The organism is Ruegeria sp. CDSA034 (genome assembly GCF_059612275.1).
On record NZ_JBXWQH010000010.1, the window covers coordinates 148,909 to 164,655 of the forward strand.

A 15,747-nucleotide genomic window follows, 5' to 3' on the forward strand; every position below is an offset into this window, starting at 1 on the left:
AGTGACGAATGCAATCATTACGTTTTTCATCATTTAGCACGTTCCAGCTAAGCGTGTTCATTTCGCTGTGTGTGCAATAAACATGGTAATCTGCGGCTCAGGTTTATTGCGCGGGCACGTCAAGGTTTTGAGGGAAGGCATCAAATTGGCGCCCGCCTACAGTGCAATATCTGGTGGGGCGTTCACTGCCAGGTAGGCATTGGCTTTGAGGCAACCGCTCGCCAATTTGAATGGGCATAAATCAACACGCGCAACCGCGAAAAATACGCTGTACCAGCCGAAAGTTTGGACTGGGTCGAGGTCGATTTCCTTGCGCTCTTACCGTATGGACAATGTGCTGAACCGGCCTCATAGAGAGACCGGTTCAGCCGGGATCCTGGTACTAGCTGTCCGGGCCCGGTGATAAATAGCGGCATGTCGCGTTTCCTCTAGGAAGACCCGCCTAGGTCCGCAATGTGCTACCGGTGGTGCATCCAGGTTGGGTTATCATCGAGGCCGCCACCCGACGTATTTCCTATAATCCAAGTGTAACTACCACCGTCTGCAATACCGATGGCTACGACATTGGGCAATTCCGAGCTCCAGTTCGTTCCATATGTACTCTGCTGCTGGGTCGAGGAGAGATTGGTTTGACCCAGATCCTGCTTTGATGTCACAGCGAAGCGACCGTCAGCCATGCTATTGCTTTGTTGGGTTTTGGCCATCCGGTCAGAGTGGCTGATTGCTTGCGAAATCGTTGAGCGAACATCATGTACATTCCCGCCCCGACCGTGGTCACGCAACGGACCGGCCATGGACATTCCAGCACTCAGAACAATGGCGAGTGCAGTGACGGATGTGATCAGTGTCTTTTTCATTTCTTGGTCCCTTTCGGTTTGGCGCTGTTGATGCGCTGTGTGTGAGACCAATTTGGCAATCCGCAGATCAGATTTATTGTGCGGGCACGTCAAGGTTTTGAGAAAAGACATCAAGTTTCCGCCCGTCGGCGGCACCTCCCGCAGTACGGCAGCCTTTGTCCGGTGAAATTTGACTTCGCTACGGCCCTCCGCGAAACTGAATAGGTGGAAATCGACAAAGCTCGAACAGCCGACATTTGGGCAAAAAGCAGCATCAGGCACAAAGGGCTCCTTACGGACCTCGGTGCCATCGCGGCAAAGCCCTCTGCCTGGCTAAAAACTGACACGAGGACGGCCCAAACCTGCCGCTGCGCTGCTGCTTCCTCAAAGCAGTCCTTCGGAACCCTTGTCTTTTGCCTCCTCTTCATAACGCTTACGTTCTGCATCCGCCGCGTTACGCCACTCTGCACGAAGTAGGTCCATTCGCCGAGGAATGCTGTCATTGAGGACCTCCGCCTTAATGATCCGTTCTGTCCGAAAGTACCGAAAGCCTTCTCGCATCTCGCACCATGCAGCGATGATGCGGCTGGTGTCCCGATAACCCAGCAGTACGGGCCAGATCACACGACGGGTCTGTTGGCTTGAGTGCTCCAAATATTTAACGGCTATCTTTTGGCGGCGCCAAATAGCCAGGCGAAAGGCCGCGGCTCCCAGTACTTCATCCGGCTGAAGAAACGACGTCCGGTACTTGTCAGGTGCGACAGTTTCCAGCTTGGTGATCAGCTTCTCTGCCGCCCAACATCAAGCAGGGAAATTTACTGAAGCCGCCATTCGTGTGTCTGCAACGAATCGGCGCTTGGTCCGCAGAGTGCTAGTAGACCACCTCCAGATATAGCGCTCAGGTCGAAAATTCGGTTTGACGGACGCACCACGGCATTTGCGCTGCTCGTTGAACGGCAGGTATGGGCCGTGAGTGAAGCGTCGTATAGGCAGACTAAACTCCTTGCGCGCTAGAACGGCTTGCCAAGACCCATTCGACCTGCAAAAACTATGATGTTCAGTTGTCTAACTGGCAGCGAAAGCTGAGGAAATCCGACAGATTCAGAGCGTTCAAACGGTGGACACATTGAACAAATTTGAACATCTTAATACGCCGCCTGCCGGACCTTTTCGATTTATTGCGTTGGACGTCGAAACGGCGAGCAATTCTATCGGTAGCATATGCCAGATTGGGCTTTGTTTTGTTAGCGACACTGGTTCCATGCAAACCTATTCTGTACTGATTGACCCCGAGGGACCATTCGAGGTTTTCAATACTGAGCTTCACGGGATTTCTGCCGAAACCGTGATTGGGGCTGGAACATTCCCAACGGTTTACGCATCCTTGTTTGAAGTCCTGAACACCCACAATCTTGTGCAACACAGTACGTTTGATGAACAGGCGATGACGGCTGCTTGTACCCGGTATGGGCTGCCAATGATCTCGTCGCATTGGACAAATAGCGTGTCGATTGCCCGTCGGGCATGGCCGTCCTTGAAGGGCGCCGGCGGGCACGGGTTGGCAAATCTTAAGAAATACCTCGGCCTTGAGTTTCATCACCATGATGCAGGTGAAGACGCCCGTGCTTCGGCTTCTGTGATCTTAAAAGCAGAGGAGGCTTTGGGGACGCCGTTGTCTTACCTCAGGACAAACCGCCAGTTGAACTTCCAATTCGGAAATCCATCCGAGAGATAAGCGGCCAAGGTCTTCTAGGTCCTGCTGAACGGCGAACTAACAGTGCGATGTTGCGCAGTGTCCGAAGTCCGGCTCTGCTGAAGCAGTCATCCCAATTTTTGCAGTGTTCGAATGTCTAGAATGGGTCAAGTCGTTTTGACCATTGAGCGTGGTTTCATCACCAGTTTCCTGCAACACAACAAAACAATTGCGAGTTACGAGCAGGTAGGATTGCGCATGATAGCAAGCTGGTTTTCTCACTTATTTTTAGCCACCCACACGTTTGGTTTTATGGTGTAAAAACTCGTCGTGCCTGGGCACGCACTGCTTAAGACGTAACTTAGGCGCGACTCAAATCCATTCAATTGTTTTTTTTACCTAACTATTTTTGCGACCGTACCCAGATGCATCTTGGCTAAGTTGGAAGCTGTCGAGCAGGGGAAGAAATGCTGCCAACGACGCGCTATGTGAAGAGTGGAGGCGTGCATGTCGCCAATCAGTTTTTTGGTGATGGGTCAAAGAGCTGTGTTTTTGTTCCCGGATTTATCTCTCATATCGAAAACTATTGGGACTAACCCAGATGTGCCTGGTGGTTAGAAGGCGTTGCCAGGTTGTAAAAATGGGTTTGTGGTTGTAGCGCGATGCCATGTTGGATCAGTCTGATCTGTCCCGCCTCAGGGGTTTCCGTTTCCCGCGTTCGGTCATCGGCTACGTCCGGCGGACAAATGGCACCTCGTCGAAGTCGTAGTGCCTATCAATGGTCGAGAACATTGGCTGTGGCGCACGGTCGATGGCAACGGCGACGCACTTGATATCCTTGTTCAGCCGTGTCGCGACAAGGCCGCCGCGATGCGCTTATTCAGGAAGCCGTTCAAGACCTGGGTAACCGCGCGTGACCATCACGGACAGACTACGTTCTTGCCGCGCTGCGATGGCAGAAGCGGCCCGGGAGACTGATCTTCGCCTGAACAATCGCGTTGAGGCTTTGCACGGACATACGAGGCGGTGACAGAAGGTTATGGGCCAGTTCAAGTCACCCTCTCAGGCGCAACCGTTCTTGTCGGTCCACGATCAAACCGCCGCCCCATTCCGACCCAAACGCAACCGTCTTTCAGCCTGTTCTTATCGCCATTCACGAGCGGATACCGTCAATCTGTGGACTCAGTACAGCGGCCAACAGGCCGCCTAAACCATCTCGGCATGGCAACTCTCAGTCAATGAAAACAACCTGACAATGCCCAAGTCCCAAAAAGGTAATACTTTGTTCAGGTGAAAGTCTGCTTCCTCAAATTTTATTGTTGTTGAATTCAGAGAGACATGAACAAAGACCCGCAACCGCAGCCGGAATGTCATCCTCATGGGTGCAGCCAAAACCCAATAATAACCCATTCAAGTCCTGCCGCTGCATGCAATAATATGAGAGCGCATAGGCCGCCACGCCGTGCGCATCCAACACATCCAGCATTTCCGTATCCGGCAGGCTGGCAGGCAGGTCTGCAATCACTCTCAGCCCGCTAGTGTTCTTGTGCAAGGTTACAAGCGGGTTGGCAATGCGAGCAAAGCTGTCAATCATCGCTTTGCGGCGACGTGTATAGGCACTGTGCATGCGTCGGATATGAGTGTTCAGATGTCCCTGCTCAATAAACTCTGCCAACACCGCCTGCAGCCATGTGTTGGGGCCGCGGTCAGTGACGGCGCTGAGCGCCATCAGCGGTCTGGCCAGCGCCCGGGGTGCAATGATGAAGCCAAGCCGCAGCGACGGGAAGAGCGCGTTGTTGAAGCTGGAGACGTAGATGGTACGCGCATGGTGGTCGTCGCAGTAGATCGCCGGGTCAGGGCGTCCGCCGAACATAAACTCATTGTCCAGATCGTCCTCGATGAGCCAGGCATCATTGCGGCGGGTCCAGTCCATCCATTCTAACCGCTGGGCTATCGGCATCACGGCGCCCAAAGGATACTGGCAGGAGGGTGTCAGATAGGCCAGACGTGCCCCATCAGAATTCGGGCCGTCAGGCGGAACGGCTGCACCGGTTTCAGTCACCGGGACAGGAACGACGGCTCCGCCTTGAGCCAGAAAGGTAGCCCGTACCACCGGGCTGGATGGATCCTCCATCAACACTTTGTCGCCAGGGTTTAGCAGCAGAGCAGCAATCAGATTCAGGGACTGCTGGGAGCCGGTAGTGACAATGACCTGACTCGGGCTGCATTTCAGGCCGCGCCGGTTCAGTACGTAATCACAGATTGCCTCACGCAGGGGCACAAAACCACCGGGCTGGCCATAGGCCATCATCGTACTGTCGAGCCGGTTGCGGATTCGGTTTTCGATCCGGCCCCAGATCTTGTGTGGGAACAGATCTATGGCAGGAATGTTGGCCCGGAAGGGGCGCACTATGACCGGATCAAAGTAAGATGAATCCAGGCCCTCTGTTACCGCCTGGCCGCGCTTCGATAACCTTGGTGGAAGGGTGGTTTCCGGCACGTTCCTGACGCTGGGGTTTAGGCCTGGAAACTCCGGGTTGACGAAAGTTCCGGAACCGGTTTGGCTTTGCAGGTAACCCTCGCTGGCCAATTGCTCAAATGCGGCGACAAGGGTGCTGCGGGCTATTCCGTGGTGTTCTTTTAGCCAGCGGGTTGAGGGCAGTTTCTGCCCAGGTTTTTTGTTTCCCCGTTCTGGATCATCCGGCGCAGGTGCTGAACCAGTTGCAGATAGAGTGGTGTGCCAACCTCGCGATCCAGTTTCAAAAATGGCAGCGGAGCAAAATGCTTGGTTTGCCCTGGCACGTGCGAACTCCAAATTGGTTTGCAATATTTAATCCAAATGGACGTAGTAAATAAAGCCACTTTCTGTCAACAAATCTGCGAATGCCCTGACTTGGGCACATGAACAACAAGAAGGCTGTATGGCCCTGCTGGGGCCGGTGCAGCCAGCAGGGGAAAACATGTCTGACATCATCAATCACTATGTGAAACAGGCGGCCAAAGGCTTCACAAGCCGCCGAGAATTCATCGGCCGCCTTGGCGCGCTGGGTGTGGCCGCTGCCAGCGCTAACAGCCTTCTGGCCTCTGCAGTGCGCGCCGAAGGTCCGAAAAAGGGTGGTATGATCCGTGCGGGCCTGCAAGGCGGCGCCAGCACCGATAGCCTGGATCCGGCACTGTCAGCCAGTTCCGTGACAGCCAATGTGCTCACGGCCTTTGGCGATTTGTTAGTGGAAGTCAGCCCTCAGGGTGAGATTGTTCCCCGCCTGGCGGAGTCGGTTGAGGCGTCCGATGACGCAAAGACCTGGACCTTCAAGATTCGCAAGGGTGTGGAATTTCACAACGGCAAAACGTTGACGCCGGACGACGTACTTAAGACCATGCAGCGCCACTCAAACGAAGAGGCACAATCTGGTGCGCTGGGTATCATGCGTGGCATCGAGTCGATGAAGGTGGATGGCGATTATTTTAGCGTTTCCCTGGATACACCAAATGCAGACCTTCCATACCTGATGGCGGACTACCACCTGGTGGTTCAGCCGGATGGTGGTATGGCGCTCCCGGCTGCAGGCATTGGCAGCGGGCCCTACACGGTCGAGGTCAACGAAGCCGGCACCCGCTACGCATTCAAAAAATTCGCCAATTATTGGGACGAGGGCCGAGGCCACGCCGATGAGATTGAGATCCTGGTGTTGAACGATGACACCGCCCGCGCGGCAGCGCTGCAGAGCGGTCAGGTCCATTTCATCAACCGGGTGTCGCCCAAGATCGCCAAGTTGCTGGGTCGCGCGCCTGGCCTGCGGATCGAAACCATATCGGGCCGCGGCCATTATGTCTTTGTCATGCACACCGACACGCCGCCGTTTGCCAACAACGACCTGCGAATGGCGCTGAAACTGGCGGTCGATCGGCAGGAGATGGTCGACAAGGTGCTGCGCGGTTTTGGCAGCGTAGGCAATGACATGCCGATCAACGCTGCTTATCCGCTGTTTTCCGGCGATATCGAGCAGCGCAGCTTTGATCCGGATCAAGCCCGCCATTACTACCAAAAATCCGGTCACGATGGACCGATTGTGCTGAAAGTGTCGGACGCTGCATTCCCCAGCGCGGTGGATGCCGCAGCGCTGTATCAGCAAAGTGCGGCCAAGGCAGGTATCCCGCTTGAGATCCAGCGCGTGCCTAGCGATGGCTACTGGTCCGAAGTCTGGAACAAAGAGCCATTCTGCGCGTCCTATTGGGCAGGCCGTCCGGTGCAGGATCAGATGTACTCCACTGCCTATAAATCGGATGCCGACTGGAACGATACTCGCTTCAAGCGCGAAGACTTCGACGCACTGCTGTTGCAGGCCAAGGCAGAGCTTGATCCGATCAAGCGCACATCGCTCTACCACGAGATGGGTCTGATGGTGCGCGACGAAGGCGGCGCTATTATCCCGATGTTCAATGATTTTATCGATGGGGTCAGCGAACAGATCGGCGGTTGGGAAGGCGATCCGGGTGGTGGCACCATGTTCGACGGCGCACTGGTCAAGACTTGGCTGCTGTAATCAAAGCTCCGGAAAACAGCGGTGGGCGGCCCCAAAACAACCCGTCGCTGTATTGAGCAGTTCCATGAAATTGGTAACCTACAATATCCGCTACACTCTGGGTATGGACGGGGTTTATGATTCCGCTCGTATCGCCGATGAGGTGCGCGGCGCCGACATCATCGCCTTGCAAGAGGTCGAGCGCAACTGGCGTCGCAGTGGCATGGAAGACCAGCCGACACAATTGGCGGGTTTCCTGCCCGACTACCATTGGAGCTATTTTCCGGCGTTCGACATGGACGCCAGCAGCTTCGGCACAGACGGCCGCGTTGAAAACCGCCGTCGCCAATTCGGCGTGATGTTGCTGTCTAAATACCGTATCCTGGAGGTGCGCCGCCACCTGCTACCCAAGATTGCTACCGCTTGCAGCCTTGGGATGGAGACTGGCGCGCTGGAATGTATCCTGGATACCCCGGGCGGTCCGCTGCGGGTCTATTCTCTGCATTTATCGTCTGCGTCCCGGCGAGAAAAGTTGCTGCAGGTGCAATACCTGATTTCCCTGCATCAGGGTGCGCGGGCTCGTGGTGGATCTTGGACCGGATCGGCACCGAAGCATGACCCTATCGAGTTGGCAAATTTTCACGCCATGGATTGGTCTCAGGGTGAACATGAGCCGAAAGCCCCCAGTAGTACAATTATGCTGGGCGATTTCAATTTAGTTCCTGACAGTCCGGAATACACTGCTTTGACCGGCGAACCTGACATAGCGACCGGTCACAACCTACACTGGGACAGCCTTGCGGACAGCTGGGTCGTTGCAAAGAATAGATCCGATGGCGACGGATTTACGTGGTGGCCCGACCCGCCTGATCGCGCACCTGCACAGCCTTTGCGGCTGGACTATTGTTTGATCACTCCTGATTTGGTCCATTCAGTAGAGAGGGCCTGGGTGGATTGCAGCGCAACTGGTTCCGATCACCGCCCTTATTGGGTCGATCTGCGCATTGAATGTTAGCATTTTCCGCTAACTTTCTGATGGATTCCATATCCAAAACTTGCCAGATGAGATCCCTGCTGGCTTGTGTCGCAAAGTTTTTGATAGACCAGCGTCGACGTTATGGCAGGCGAAGTTATCCTGTAATCCCAGCAGACATCCGAAAGCTCGAGTTCGTTGCGCTAGAGAATTGCTGTTCCCGGATCATGTTGACGACTTGGATCCTAACAAGCGTGGCCGTATTGAATTTGAACGACTTAAACCCACACTTGTGCCGAACCCACCGCTGAAGCAAAGGCCTTGAACCCTAACATCGGTCGAGTGTGTCTCTTGATGAGGCGATAGTCCTGTTCCACGATGTTATTTAGATACTTCCGCCTGACCATCGCGATAGAAATCGCGTGCCTCGGCGTGACGGGCGTAGCGGGTGTACAGCCCTTCTTTCAGCATGTCATCCAGCGCGACGTCCAGCGCGTGAACGACCGCCACGGGCATGGATGTCAGGCTTGGATGCCAATTTCTTGAGGCGTCGTATTGATCCCGCCATCGGATTACATCCGTGAAGCCGTCGCGCGGAGACTGTTTCGCTTTGATCAGGTTCCAGGCTTCATCTCAAACGGCGATCATCCCGACCCCCGGTACAGAGCCCAACCCTTTCTGCGAGGCGGCCGTCATCACCGACACCCCCCAGCCATCCAAATGCGCGGGATATGTGCAAAGTGCGCTGACACTATCGACCATAATAGGAACGCCCGCCTCTGAGGCGACTTTGGCGAGGGCATCGACCGGGTGCTGCAATCCGGTCGAAGTTTCAAAATGGGTAAAACAGAGGAGGTCGTATTTCTGCTCTGACAGCGCTGCACGCACGTAGGCCTATGAAAAATCGGGAACAACATACAGGCCCTGGGGGCCATGCTGTGCCGCCACCACAGTTGCAGCCACTTCCACGGGGCCAGGCGTAAAATCCCGAACGTGCGCCATCAGTAGGTCGCTCTTCCACCTGAGAGATCAAAGACTGCGCCGGTGTTGAATGTGCAATCTTCGGAACTTAGCCACATCACCATGCGCGCTGCTTCTTCAACCCAGCCGAGGCGTTTCATGGGGGATTTGTCGATCATGATTTGCACGAAATCTGGCGTCATCTGATCCAAGATCGCCGTTTTGATGGCGGCGGGTGCGATGCAATTGACGCGAATATCAGTCTGCGCCAGTTCCTTAGCAATCGACTTGGTGAAACCGATGACGCCTGCCTTGGACGCCGAATAGGCCGAGGCGTTAGGGGTGCCTTCTTTGCCTGCAAGCGAGGCCATGTTGACGATCCGACCAAAGCCAGCCTTTTGCATCACGGGAACGATGGCTTGAGCCAAGTAAAAAGTCCCGATCAGGTTGACCTCAATTACGCGGGCCCAGACCGCCGGATCGTTTTCCGCGACCGGAAGTGTTGGGCCGGCGAAACCCGCATTGTGAGACAGAAAATCTATGCCACCGAAGGCTTTTCTGGTCTCTGCAACTGCTGAGGCAATCTGGTCTGGTTGGCTGATATCCACTTTGCAAGCGATTGCACCCGCGGGGGCGTCATTTGGTTCTGAAAGGTCCCAGATCGCCACGTTGGCGCCGGCAGCCGCATAATGGCTTGCGATTTCGGCTCCGATCCCGGCTGCCCCGCCGGTGATAACGGCGGTACGTCCTGCGAAGTCATAGGTTACATTGCTCATGATGTCTTACCGGATAAAATTTTTCACGTAGTCAGCGCCAAGGCCAACCTCTTCGAAATGCGCACGGCACATATCGATCTTAGTGAACACATCCTCATAGCCCAGGTGATTTCCGTCGGGATCGCAGTAGTACATCACCCCGTTGACCTGAAAATAGGTGATCATTTCCTGGACATCATCGGGCACAACAAGTGTGTGGGTCTCTCCGGGCGGTTCGAATACATAGCTGCCTTCTTCGGCAAACCAATCATGCTCAAGATAGTGCCAGCGCCCCTTCAGCACGAAACCATGCACAGGGCAGGCATGGCGGTGGCGCGACAAAACACCGGACTTGGTGACTTTCAGCAGGTTCATCCAGTAGCCTTGCGAGACATTCAGGCAAAGCGGGCGAAAAAATGCGTGCTCAGCCTGTTGCACCCACATGCGCGGATCATCTTCGGCCAACGCGTCAGGGACCACAATCTCGGGCAAGGCATCCTGCGGCATCGGATGCTTGTATGGCACGCGCGGATTTTCGTCAGTTTCGGTCAGTGGCATTTCGGCTCCTACCCATTGCGATCAGTTTTACTGTTCTACAATGTGGACATCGTTTGCAATATATAGAATATGCACCGTCAAGACGCCCCGTCAATCAGAGAGGTAGGAATGGCAAAACAGGTCCCGGGAACCCAAAGCTTTGCGCGTAGCATCAGCCTGCTGCAGCATATTTGCGATCGCAGAAACCCGCCAACACTGGCCGAACTTCTGGATGAATGCGCCTTTACGCGTCCAACGCTGTATCGCCTGCTAAATGGCTTGGAGTCCGAAGGGCTGATCGTGCAACTAAAGGACAAAAGCTACAAACCCGGTCCACGCCTGATCAATCTTGCCCGTTCTGCGCTGGCCAAGTCTGACATTCGTGAGAGGGCGCAGGATGCCTTGGTTCGCGTCAGGGATCAGACGGGTGAAACCGTACATCTCGCGGTGCCAAGTGGCGAAGGGCTTGTTTACATCGACAAGATTGAAAGCCTTGAGACGGTGCGCATGAACTCGACCATAGGCACGTTTGTCCCGCTTCACTCCAGCGGAGTCGGCAAAGCCTACCTTTCGGCTTTGCCTGAAGAAAAGCTGGCCGCTTTCCTGGAAAATGCGACTCTGGAATCGATCACCCCGTTCACAACCACGGATCCAATTCAATTGCGCGCGCAGATCAATCAATGCCGCGCGCAGGGGTTCGTTTTTGACAGTCAGGAGAACGAAACCGGCATTGCATGTTTTGGCGCGCCCATCCTGGATGAAAATGCCCAACCTATTGCTGCGGTCAGCGTATCTGTGCCGTTGTTTCGGTTGAAAGACGAAACGTCTCGATACTCAAGCGCCTTACTGGACTGCGTTCGAGAGTTGTCCGACGGTGAGTTTCAAAGCTGAATCTAAATCTTGCACCCAAGATTTCACCAACGGGGCCAATAGCAGCACTGCGATAAACAGCTGTTTGGTTTCGCAATCTTTGAGTTTGACAGCCCTCTGATCTTGTCGGTGTAGCGAATGGCGGCAAAGCGGGGTGCACCTGCAGCATCTCGGTTGGCTGCTGGATGTCGGCTGTGGGTCGAGATACGACGTGTTCGACTTAGCCTTTGAACCAAATCGGAGAGTCGCCCTCTGACCAAGTTGCGTATTTACTCATCACAAGCAAAAATATCTCACTGTCCAGGAATTGATCCAGCCACGCTGTTAGATTCGGCCACTCCTGAACGTCAAACCATGCCCGATCTATATGCGCAAACTGGCGCACAAACGGTAGAAGCGCCAGGTCGGCAAGGGTGGGGCGATCTCCGAAAAGCCAGGCCTTCCCGACTAACCTCTCGTCGAGGCTGAGCAAGTAGCTTGCCGCTTTCCTGCGTTCCTCATTGGCGTCTAAATCCGGATACCGCGTGGTGTATTTTGTATGATCTAAAGCCGCCTTGAATGGACCATCATTTACCGTAATCAGACCCCAACCTTCTTGAGGCATGTCCAAAAGCCGCTGTGGATCATTTTGTTGGAGCGCCCAAACCATGATTTCCAGACTTTCATCTATAACTTTGTCTGGAAGTCGAAGCGTGGGCACTGTTCCGGATGGGGATACTTTTAAGAAAGCCTCTGGCTTATCCCGTAAGAGAATTTCGCGCAGCTCGACTGTAACTCGTGAACTCGCCAATGCGAGGCGGGCCCTTATCGCGTACGGGCAGCGACGGAATGTCCATAAGATAGGGTGGTGAGCCATATGAGGATCTATCTCCAATCTACCAGCTTGGTCAAACCTCACATCGTTTCCCAATAGGTACTCCTGCTTAAACGCAATCATATTGAGAATTGGATATTATGTGACACTAAATGCCGTGATCCATTGATTTTTCAATTGGGAACAAGTCAACGCATCCAACCACTGACGGTGTCATACCTTTGGCGTGTTAAAATTCGCGCGGGGCGCGCGGCTCACCGTGACTCTAATCGTTGCGATAGCTGACCGCCTTGCGGTCTGCGGCGCTTGTTTCCTTGGGCGCCAGGGGGTCAAATCTCTCGTATCTGAACCGGTCCAGGGCAAGGCGCGAAGAGAGAGCCGCACCGTTGGTCCGGCTCCAATTTCTCATTTCAATTCGCCTCAAACAGAAACCATGAAAATCACGGTTCCTCCCACGCACAGAGCGCGGGCCCCTCCCAAATTCTTCCAATTTCAGCCTGACGCCCAGCCCTCAGATCAGAAACGGGTCTTTTCCATCGGCCCCGCTCCTTTCCAGGGAAAAAACGCGGAAAAGGTGCCGGTCTCGATGTCTCACGGCCAATGGACGTTAGGGCGAAACCCACACCTTTGGTCCATTGGAACAAACTCAAACGATGGCGGACAAGCCGGGTGCATATCGGCCAACGTATCGTCGAAGGAGGACCTTATCATGAATGCACAAATCGCAGAAACCACCATGTCACAAGCGCAGATTAGCGCCCGGCTTTCGGAACGGAATGATGGATTCCGCAAGCGTGAAACTGCAGGTAGCAGCGGTCATTGGATCTTTACCACGGCAAACGATAACGAAGGGCCAGAGTCTTTAAGGCCAGTCTTGAGGCCGTCCAAGCATATGACGGGTTGACCGAGGACAATGATCCTTATGGCACCCATGAAAGGTTCTGTTGCGAAGTTTCCTACAGCTCGGAGAAATGCATCCGACCTGCGGTGTCAGGCCGCCAGTTCTTCGACCTGTTGAAAGGGGCAAAGTCCAGGTGTGAATTGGCCTTTTCGGATCATGTGCGCGACTTCGATGTCTGCCAGAGTGGCTGAAGCTGAAGCAAAGGACTTGAAGACGAGCATCGGGCGGGTTCGTCCTTTGATAAATCAATCATTCTGTTCCACAATGCCATTCAAATATTTCCGCCTGAGCATCTCAATTAGCATCGGGCATCCAAAGCCCTTTAGCATCTTGTTTATGGCCTTGATGCCAGCTGTTTTAGCTCCGCTTTTGTCAACGACTCGAAAGAGATAAACGCACGCGCCTTTCACCTTGATGTAAGCCTCGTCCATCTGCCAGAAGTGGTTACACGGCCCCTTACGTCTGCGCGCTAGTTCGGCGATGGCACCAGCGTATTCTGTCACCTAGCGGTTCAGCGACGTATGACCTACTGCAACGCCACGCTCGGCCATGATTTCTTCAAGATCACGGCAGGACACGCCGTATCTGACATAAAAAACACAGCAAAGAGGATCACATCCTTGGGATATTGCGCGCCTTTGAAAGAGATTATGAACTGACTTTCGACTAGCTGGGATCGAAAGCCATCCACGCTCTAAAGCTAAGCGCGTCAACAGCCAAAAGTTTGCAATAGAGCCCTACCCGCCGGTGCTGGCTTATGAATACGAAGTGATAGCCGAAACCTCCTCGAAACGGAAAATTACGGGTGCGCAAGGGTCGAAAGATCTGAAAACTCAGGACACCGCACCGGTATTTCCAAGTTGTTTGTCATCGCTTGCAAAGAGTGTCGGATGGTACAGTCAGGTGGTCAGCGTTTGGACTTGACCCTTCCTGAGATCGGGCGCATCCGCTGGGGCATAGCGACGGATACTGCGGCGACCCCATAGGTTCCCGGCCACAATCAAGATGGTGACCGTCCCTGTGCAGCTTGAACTCCAAGCATCATGATCGCAATTGTCTCCGGCGTTTAACCTAACAATTTCAATGGTCAAAAAACAACTTGCGCTGGTTCGGAATCAACTTAAACAGAAAATATGAAATGCCAACAAAATCCCACTCTGCTTGAACTAGGAAACAACCCTGTTATCGCGAAGGGAAACAGGCAATTCGTATATGAACACCCATTTGACAAGGGGTTGCTGTTAAAGGTTCCGCAACCTCACACGATGGATGCAGGTTCGAGGCTTGTAACCGACAAGTGGTATGACCGACTGTTTCGCAGAGCTACCGCTTTTAAGGGTTTCATGCGTGAGTTTGATGAAGCCTTTTTTCTGATGATCCGCCATCAGGAAAGTCCGGAAGTGATGCCCGTTTGCAGGGTGTTTGGCACCGCACCGACAGACAAAGGTTTGGCGCTTGTCTATGAACGCATTTCTGATCCGGATGGACAGCTTTCCCCAAGTCTGGGTCAGTTGATTGCCAAAGATCGTCTCACCCCTCAGCATTTGAGCGATCTCAATAGTCACTTCGACCAACTGTCAGATGAACGCGTCATCATAAGCAACAAGAACACTGGCAATCTTGTCTATCAAACATGGCCCGACGGATCCGGGCGATGGGTTTGGATTGACAGCTTTGGGTCTAAACAAGTCATTCCTCTGCGAAGATGGGTTCGTAGTTACAATGACCGTAAGCTCGGCCAGGTTCGAAAAAAGTTCTTTGAATTGATAGACGCGGCAAAGAGCTAGTCGTCTGACAAGCCCTGTTGATTAGGTCCAACAGGTCCTTGTTTGGTTAGGCCGGGAAGGCGCCTATTTAGCTGGTGGCTTATGCAGCAAAGCCAAATCGACGCCGGTTGATTGCCGTAGAGCGGGTGTCATTAGCCTAGACCAAATGCCTGGCCCATGCGCGTCCGGCGACGCTCGATGGACTTGCGGAATGCTAAATCAGAAACCAGCGTCAGCGGAAACAGCACTCTTTCGCCCAAGCCATCGATAACGACCAGTTTTCCATTGCGCTCTTGCGCCCGTACAATGTTTTCAAAACTTAGGTCGCCCACGATAATCCGGCCACGTTCAAGGTCGTCCATGAGTTCCATGAATTCACTGTGCAGCTGTTTGCGCTCTGATATGTCATCGCCCAATGCGGCCCGTTCCGATTCCAGCGTTGGCGCCAAATCGCCATCAGGACCGGTCATCTTTTCGACCACCAGCGCTGGTCCTTGAGATGTTGGAGCATACCCCATAAAATCCGCAAGGCGTTCAATCTCGGGGCAGCCTCGTGTCAACGCGGCTAAGTATTCGTTTGCTTCCCGGTTCCATTGACGGAGGTTGCCATAGCGCCTCTCGGCATATCGAGGAATTACGTGGTTACGCACCGGTTCATCCACCCGGACTTTCAACAGCGCGCGCTCAATAAACGGATGCTGATAAATTTCGTAGTTGCGGCTTCTTCGCAATGGCCGAATTTTACTTAAGTCTATCATGTTGTTTTGCCGATCCTAATAAAGAAGATTACCGATTACAGCCATCCTCTCAAACCAAGGCCTCCAATTAGTCCTTTTCATGTTTGAGGACAACCAGATGCCGAAACCAGACATTTAGTATCGGCATCTTGCGGAACGTATCGATAGTGAAGCGGTACTGTTCTTAAGCCCAGTTTGTGCAGATGTTTAACGCGCCTCCGTACCCCATCATTCTGCCCTAAAAGCCCGAGCATCAGCATTTGTTGATAAGGGTGAAGCCAATATGACAACGCCATGTCCACTGTTAATTCACTGCAGCGTTGATTGGTGTTGTTATGAGTGATGGAGTGATTTGGCTGATTGTTCTGCCCCATTTTGTGAC

At 53.7% G+C, this 15,747-nt stretch carries 16 protein-coding genes and 2 pseudogenes; 6 read left to right on the plus strand and 12 right to left on the minus strand.

Features of this window, described 5'->3' with window-relative positions; all coding sequences use genetic code 11:
* Positions 1 to 458 precede the first annotated feature (458 nt).
* On the minus strand, positions 459 to 857 hold the full coding sequence (locus AC2FLJ_RS16335; protein ID WP_496699017.1) for a hypothetical protein: 399 nt from the start codon (positions 855 to 857) through the stop codon (positions 459 to 461).
* Between the two features lie 363 nt (positions 858 to 1,220).
* Entirely contained in the window at positions 1,221 to 1,619 is a 399-nt protein-coding gene (locus tag AC2FLJ_RS16340; protein WP_496706772.1) for a helix-turn-helix transcriptional regulator, read from the minus strand.
* 343 nt (positions 1,620 to 1,962) lie between these two features.
* On the opposite strand from AC2FLJ_RS16340, the gene AC2FLJ_RS16345 reads away from it, so the two are divergent.
* Both AC2FLJ_RS16345 and AC2FLJ_RS16350 read left to right on the plus strand, forming a co-directional pair.
* Positions 1,963 to 2,571 (plus strand): 3'-5' exonuclease, encoded by a 609-nt coding sequence (locus tag AC2FLJ_RS16345; protein WP_496699011.1) that lies wholly within the window; start codon positions 1,963 to 1,965, stop codon positions 2,569 to 2,571.
* A gap of 726 nt (positions 2,572 to 3,297) precedes the next feature.
* Entirely contained in the window at positions 3,298 to 3,507 is a 210-nt protein-coding gene (locus AC2FLJ_RS16350; RefSeq protein ID WP_496706758.1) for a DDE-type integrase/transposase/recombinase, read from the plus strand.
* Positions 3,508 to 3,835: 328 nt separating this feature from the next.
* Here the strand turns inward: AC2FLJ_RS16350 and pdxR are convergent, their stop codons facing one another.
* Entirely contained in the window at positions 3,836 to 5,356 is a 1,521-nt protein-coding gene (pdxR, locus tag AC2FLJ_RS16355) for a MocR-like pyridoxine biosynthesis transcription factor PdxR (RefSeq protein WP_496706759.1), read from the minus strand.
* 133 nt (positions 5,357 to 5,489) lie between these two features.
* Between pdxR and AC2FLJ_RS16360 the strand changes: the two genes are divergently transcribed.
* Positions 5,490 to 7,073, plus strand: coding sequence for an ABC transporter substrate-binding protein (locus tag AC2FLJ_RS16360; protein ID WP_496706761.1), 1,584 nt, complete (start codon positions 5,490 to 5,492; stop codon positions 7,071 to 7,073).
* A 64-nt stretch (positions 7,074 to 7,137) separates the two neighbouring features.
* The gene (locus tag AC2FLJ_RS16365) at positions 7,138 to 8,067 is read left to right on the plus strand and encodes an endonuclease/exonuclease/phosphatase family protein (protein ID WP_496706763.1); all 930 of its coding nucleotides are present in this window, start codon (positions 7,138 to 7,140) and stop codon (positions 8,065 to 8,067) included.
* A 260-nt stretch (positions 8,068 to 8,327) separates the two neighbouring features.
* Here AC2FLJ_RS16365 and AC2FLJ_RS16370 read toward each other — a convergent pair.
* The 5 genes and pseudogenes from AC2FLJ_RS16370 to AC2FLJ_RS16390 all read right to left on the minus strand — a co-directional run.
* Positions 8,328 to 8,423: pseudogene (locus AC2FLJ_RS16370) on the minus strand (IS6 family transposase); the annotation flags it as partial.
* A complete protein-coding gene (locus AC2FLJ_RS16375) occupies positions 8,407 to 8,541 on the minus strand; it encodes a hypothetical protein (protein ID WP_282170421.1) in 135 nt (44 codons plus the stop codon). The pseudogene AC2FLJ_RS16370 and the gene AC2FLJ_RS16375, both read right to left, overlap by 17 nt.
* Positions 8,542 to 8,658: 117 nt before the next feature.
* Positions 8,659 to 8,913: an aminotransferase class V-fold PLP-dependent enzyme gene (locus AC2FLJ_RS16380; RefSeq protein ID WP_496699001.1), complete on the minus strand. Its 255-nt coding sequence runs from the start codon at positions 8,911 to 8,913 to the stop codon at positions 8,659 to 8,661.
* A 113-nt stretch (positions 8,914 to 9,026) separates the two neighbouring features.
* Positions 9,027 to 9,761: an SDR family NAD(P)-dependent oxidoreductase gene (locus AC2FLJ_RS16385; protein WP_496698999.1), complete on the minus strand. Its 735-nt coding sequence runs from the start codon at positions 9,759 to 9,761 to the stop codon at positions 9,027 to 9,029.
* 6 nt (positions 9,762 to 9,767) lie between these two features.
* A complete protein-coding gene (locus AC2FLJ_RS16390; protein ID WP_496698997.1) occupies positions 9,768 to 10,298 on the minus strand; it encodes a 2,4'-dihydroxyacetophenone dioxygenase family protein in 531 nt (176 codons plus the stop codon).
* Positions 10,299 to 10,406: 108 nt separating this feature from the next.
* Between AC2FLJ_RS16390 and AC2FLJ_RS16395 the strand changes: the two genes are divergently transcribed.
* A complete protein-coding gene (locus AC2FLJ_RS16395) occupies positions 10,407 to 11,168 on the plus strand; it encodes an IclR family transcriptional regulator (RefSeq protein ID WP_496706767.1) in 762 nt (253 codons plus the stop codon).
* Positions 11,169 to 11,367: 199 nt separating this feature from the next.
* On the opposite strand, the gene AC2FLJ_RS16400 is transcribed toward AC2FLJ_RS16395, so the two are convergent.
* Positions 11,368 to 12,057: a glutathione S-transferase gene (locus AC2FLJ_RS16400; RefSeq protein WP_432653529.1), complete on the minus strand. Its 690-nt coding sequence runs from the start codon at positions 12,055 to 12,057 to the stop codon at positions 11,368 to 11,370.
* Between the two features lie 894 nt (positions 12,058 to 12,951).
* Positions 12,952 to 13,514, minus strand: a pseudogene (locus tag AC2FLJ_RS16405) (IS6 family transposase).
* 481 nt (positions 13,515 to 13,995) lie between these two features.
* Between AC2FLJ_RS16405 and AC2FLJ_RS16410 the strand changes: the two are divergent.
* On the plus strand, positions 13,996 to 14,649 hold the full coding sequence (locus AC2FLJ_RS16410) for a YrbL family protein (protein ID WP_496698991.1): 654 nt from the start codon (positions 13,996 to 13,998) through the stop codon (positions 14,647 to 14,649).
* Between the two features lie 131 nt (positions 14,650 to 14,780).
* Here the strand turns inward: AC2FLJ_RS16410 and AC2FLJ_RS16415 are convergent, their stop codons facing one another.
* Positions 14,781 to 15,386, minus strand: a complete 606-nt coding sequence (locus AC2FLJ_RS16415) for a YrbL family protein (protein ID WP_282121617.1) — start codon at positions 15,384 to 15,386, stop codon at positions 14,781 to 14,783.
* Positions 15,387 to 15,463: 77 nt separating this feature from the next.
* The coding region (locus AC2FLJ_RS16420) for a hypothetical protein (RefSeq protein WP_282170428.1) at positions 15,464 to 15,747 on the minus strand (284 nt) is incomplete at its 5' end.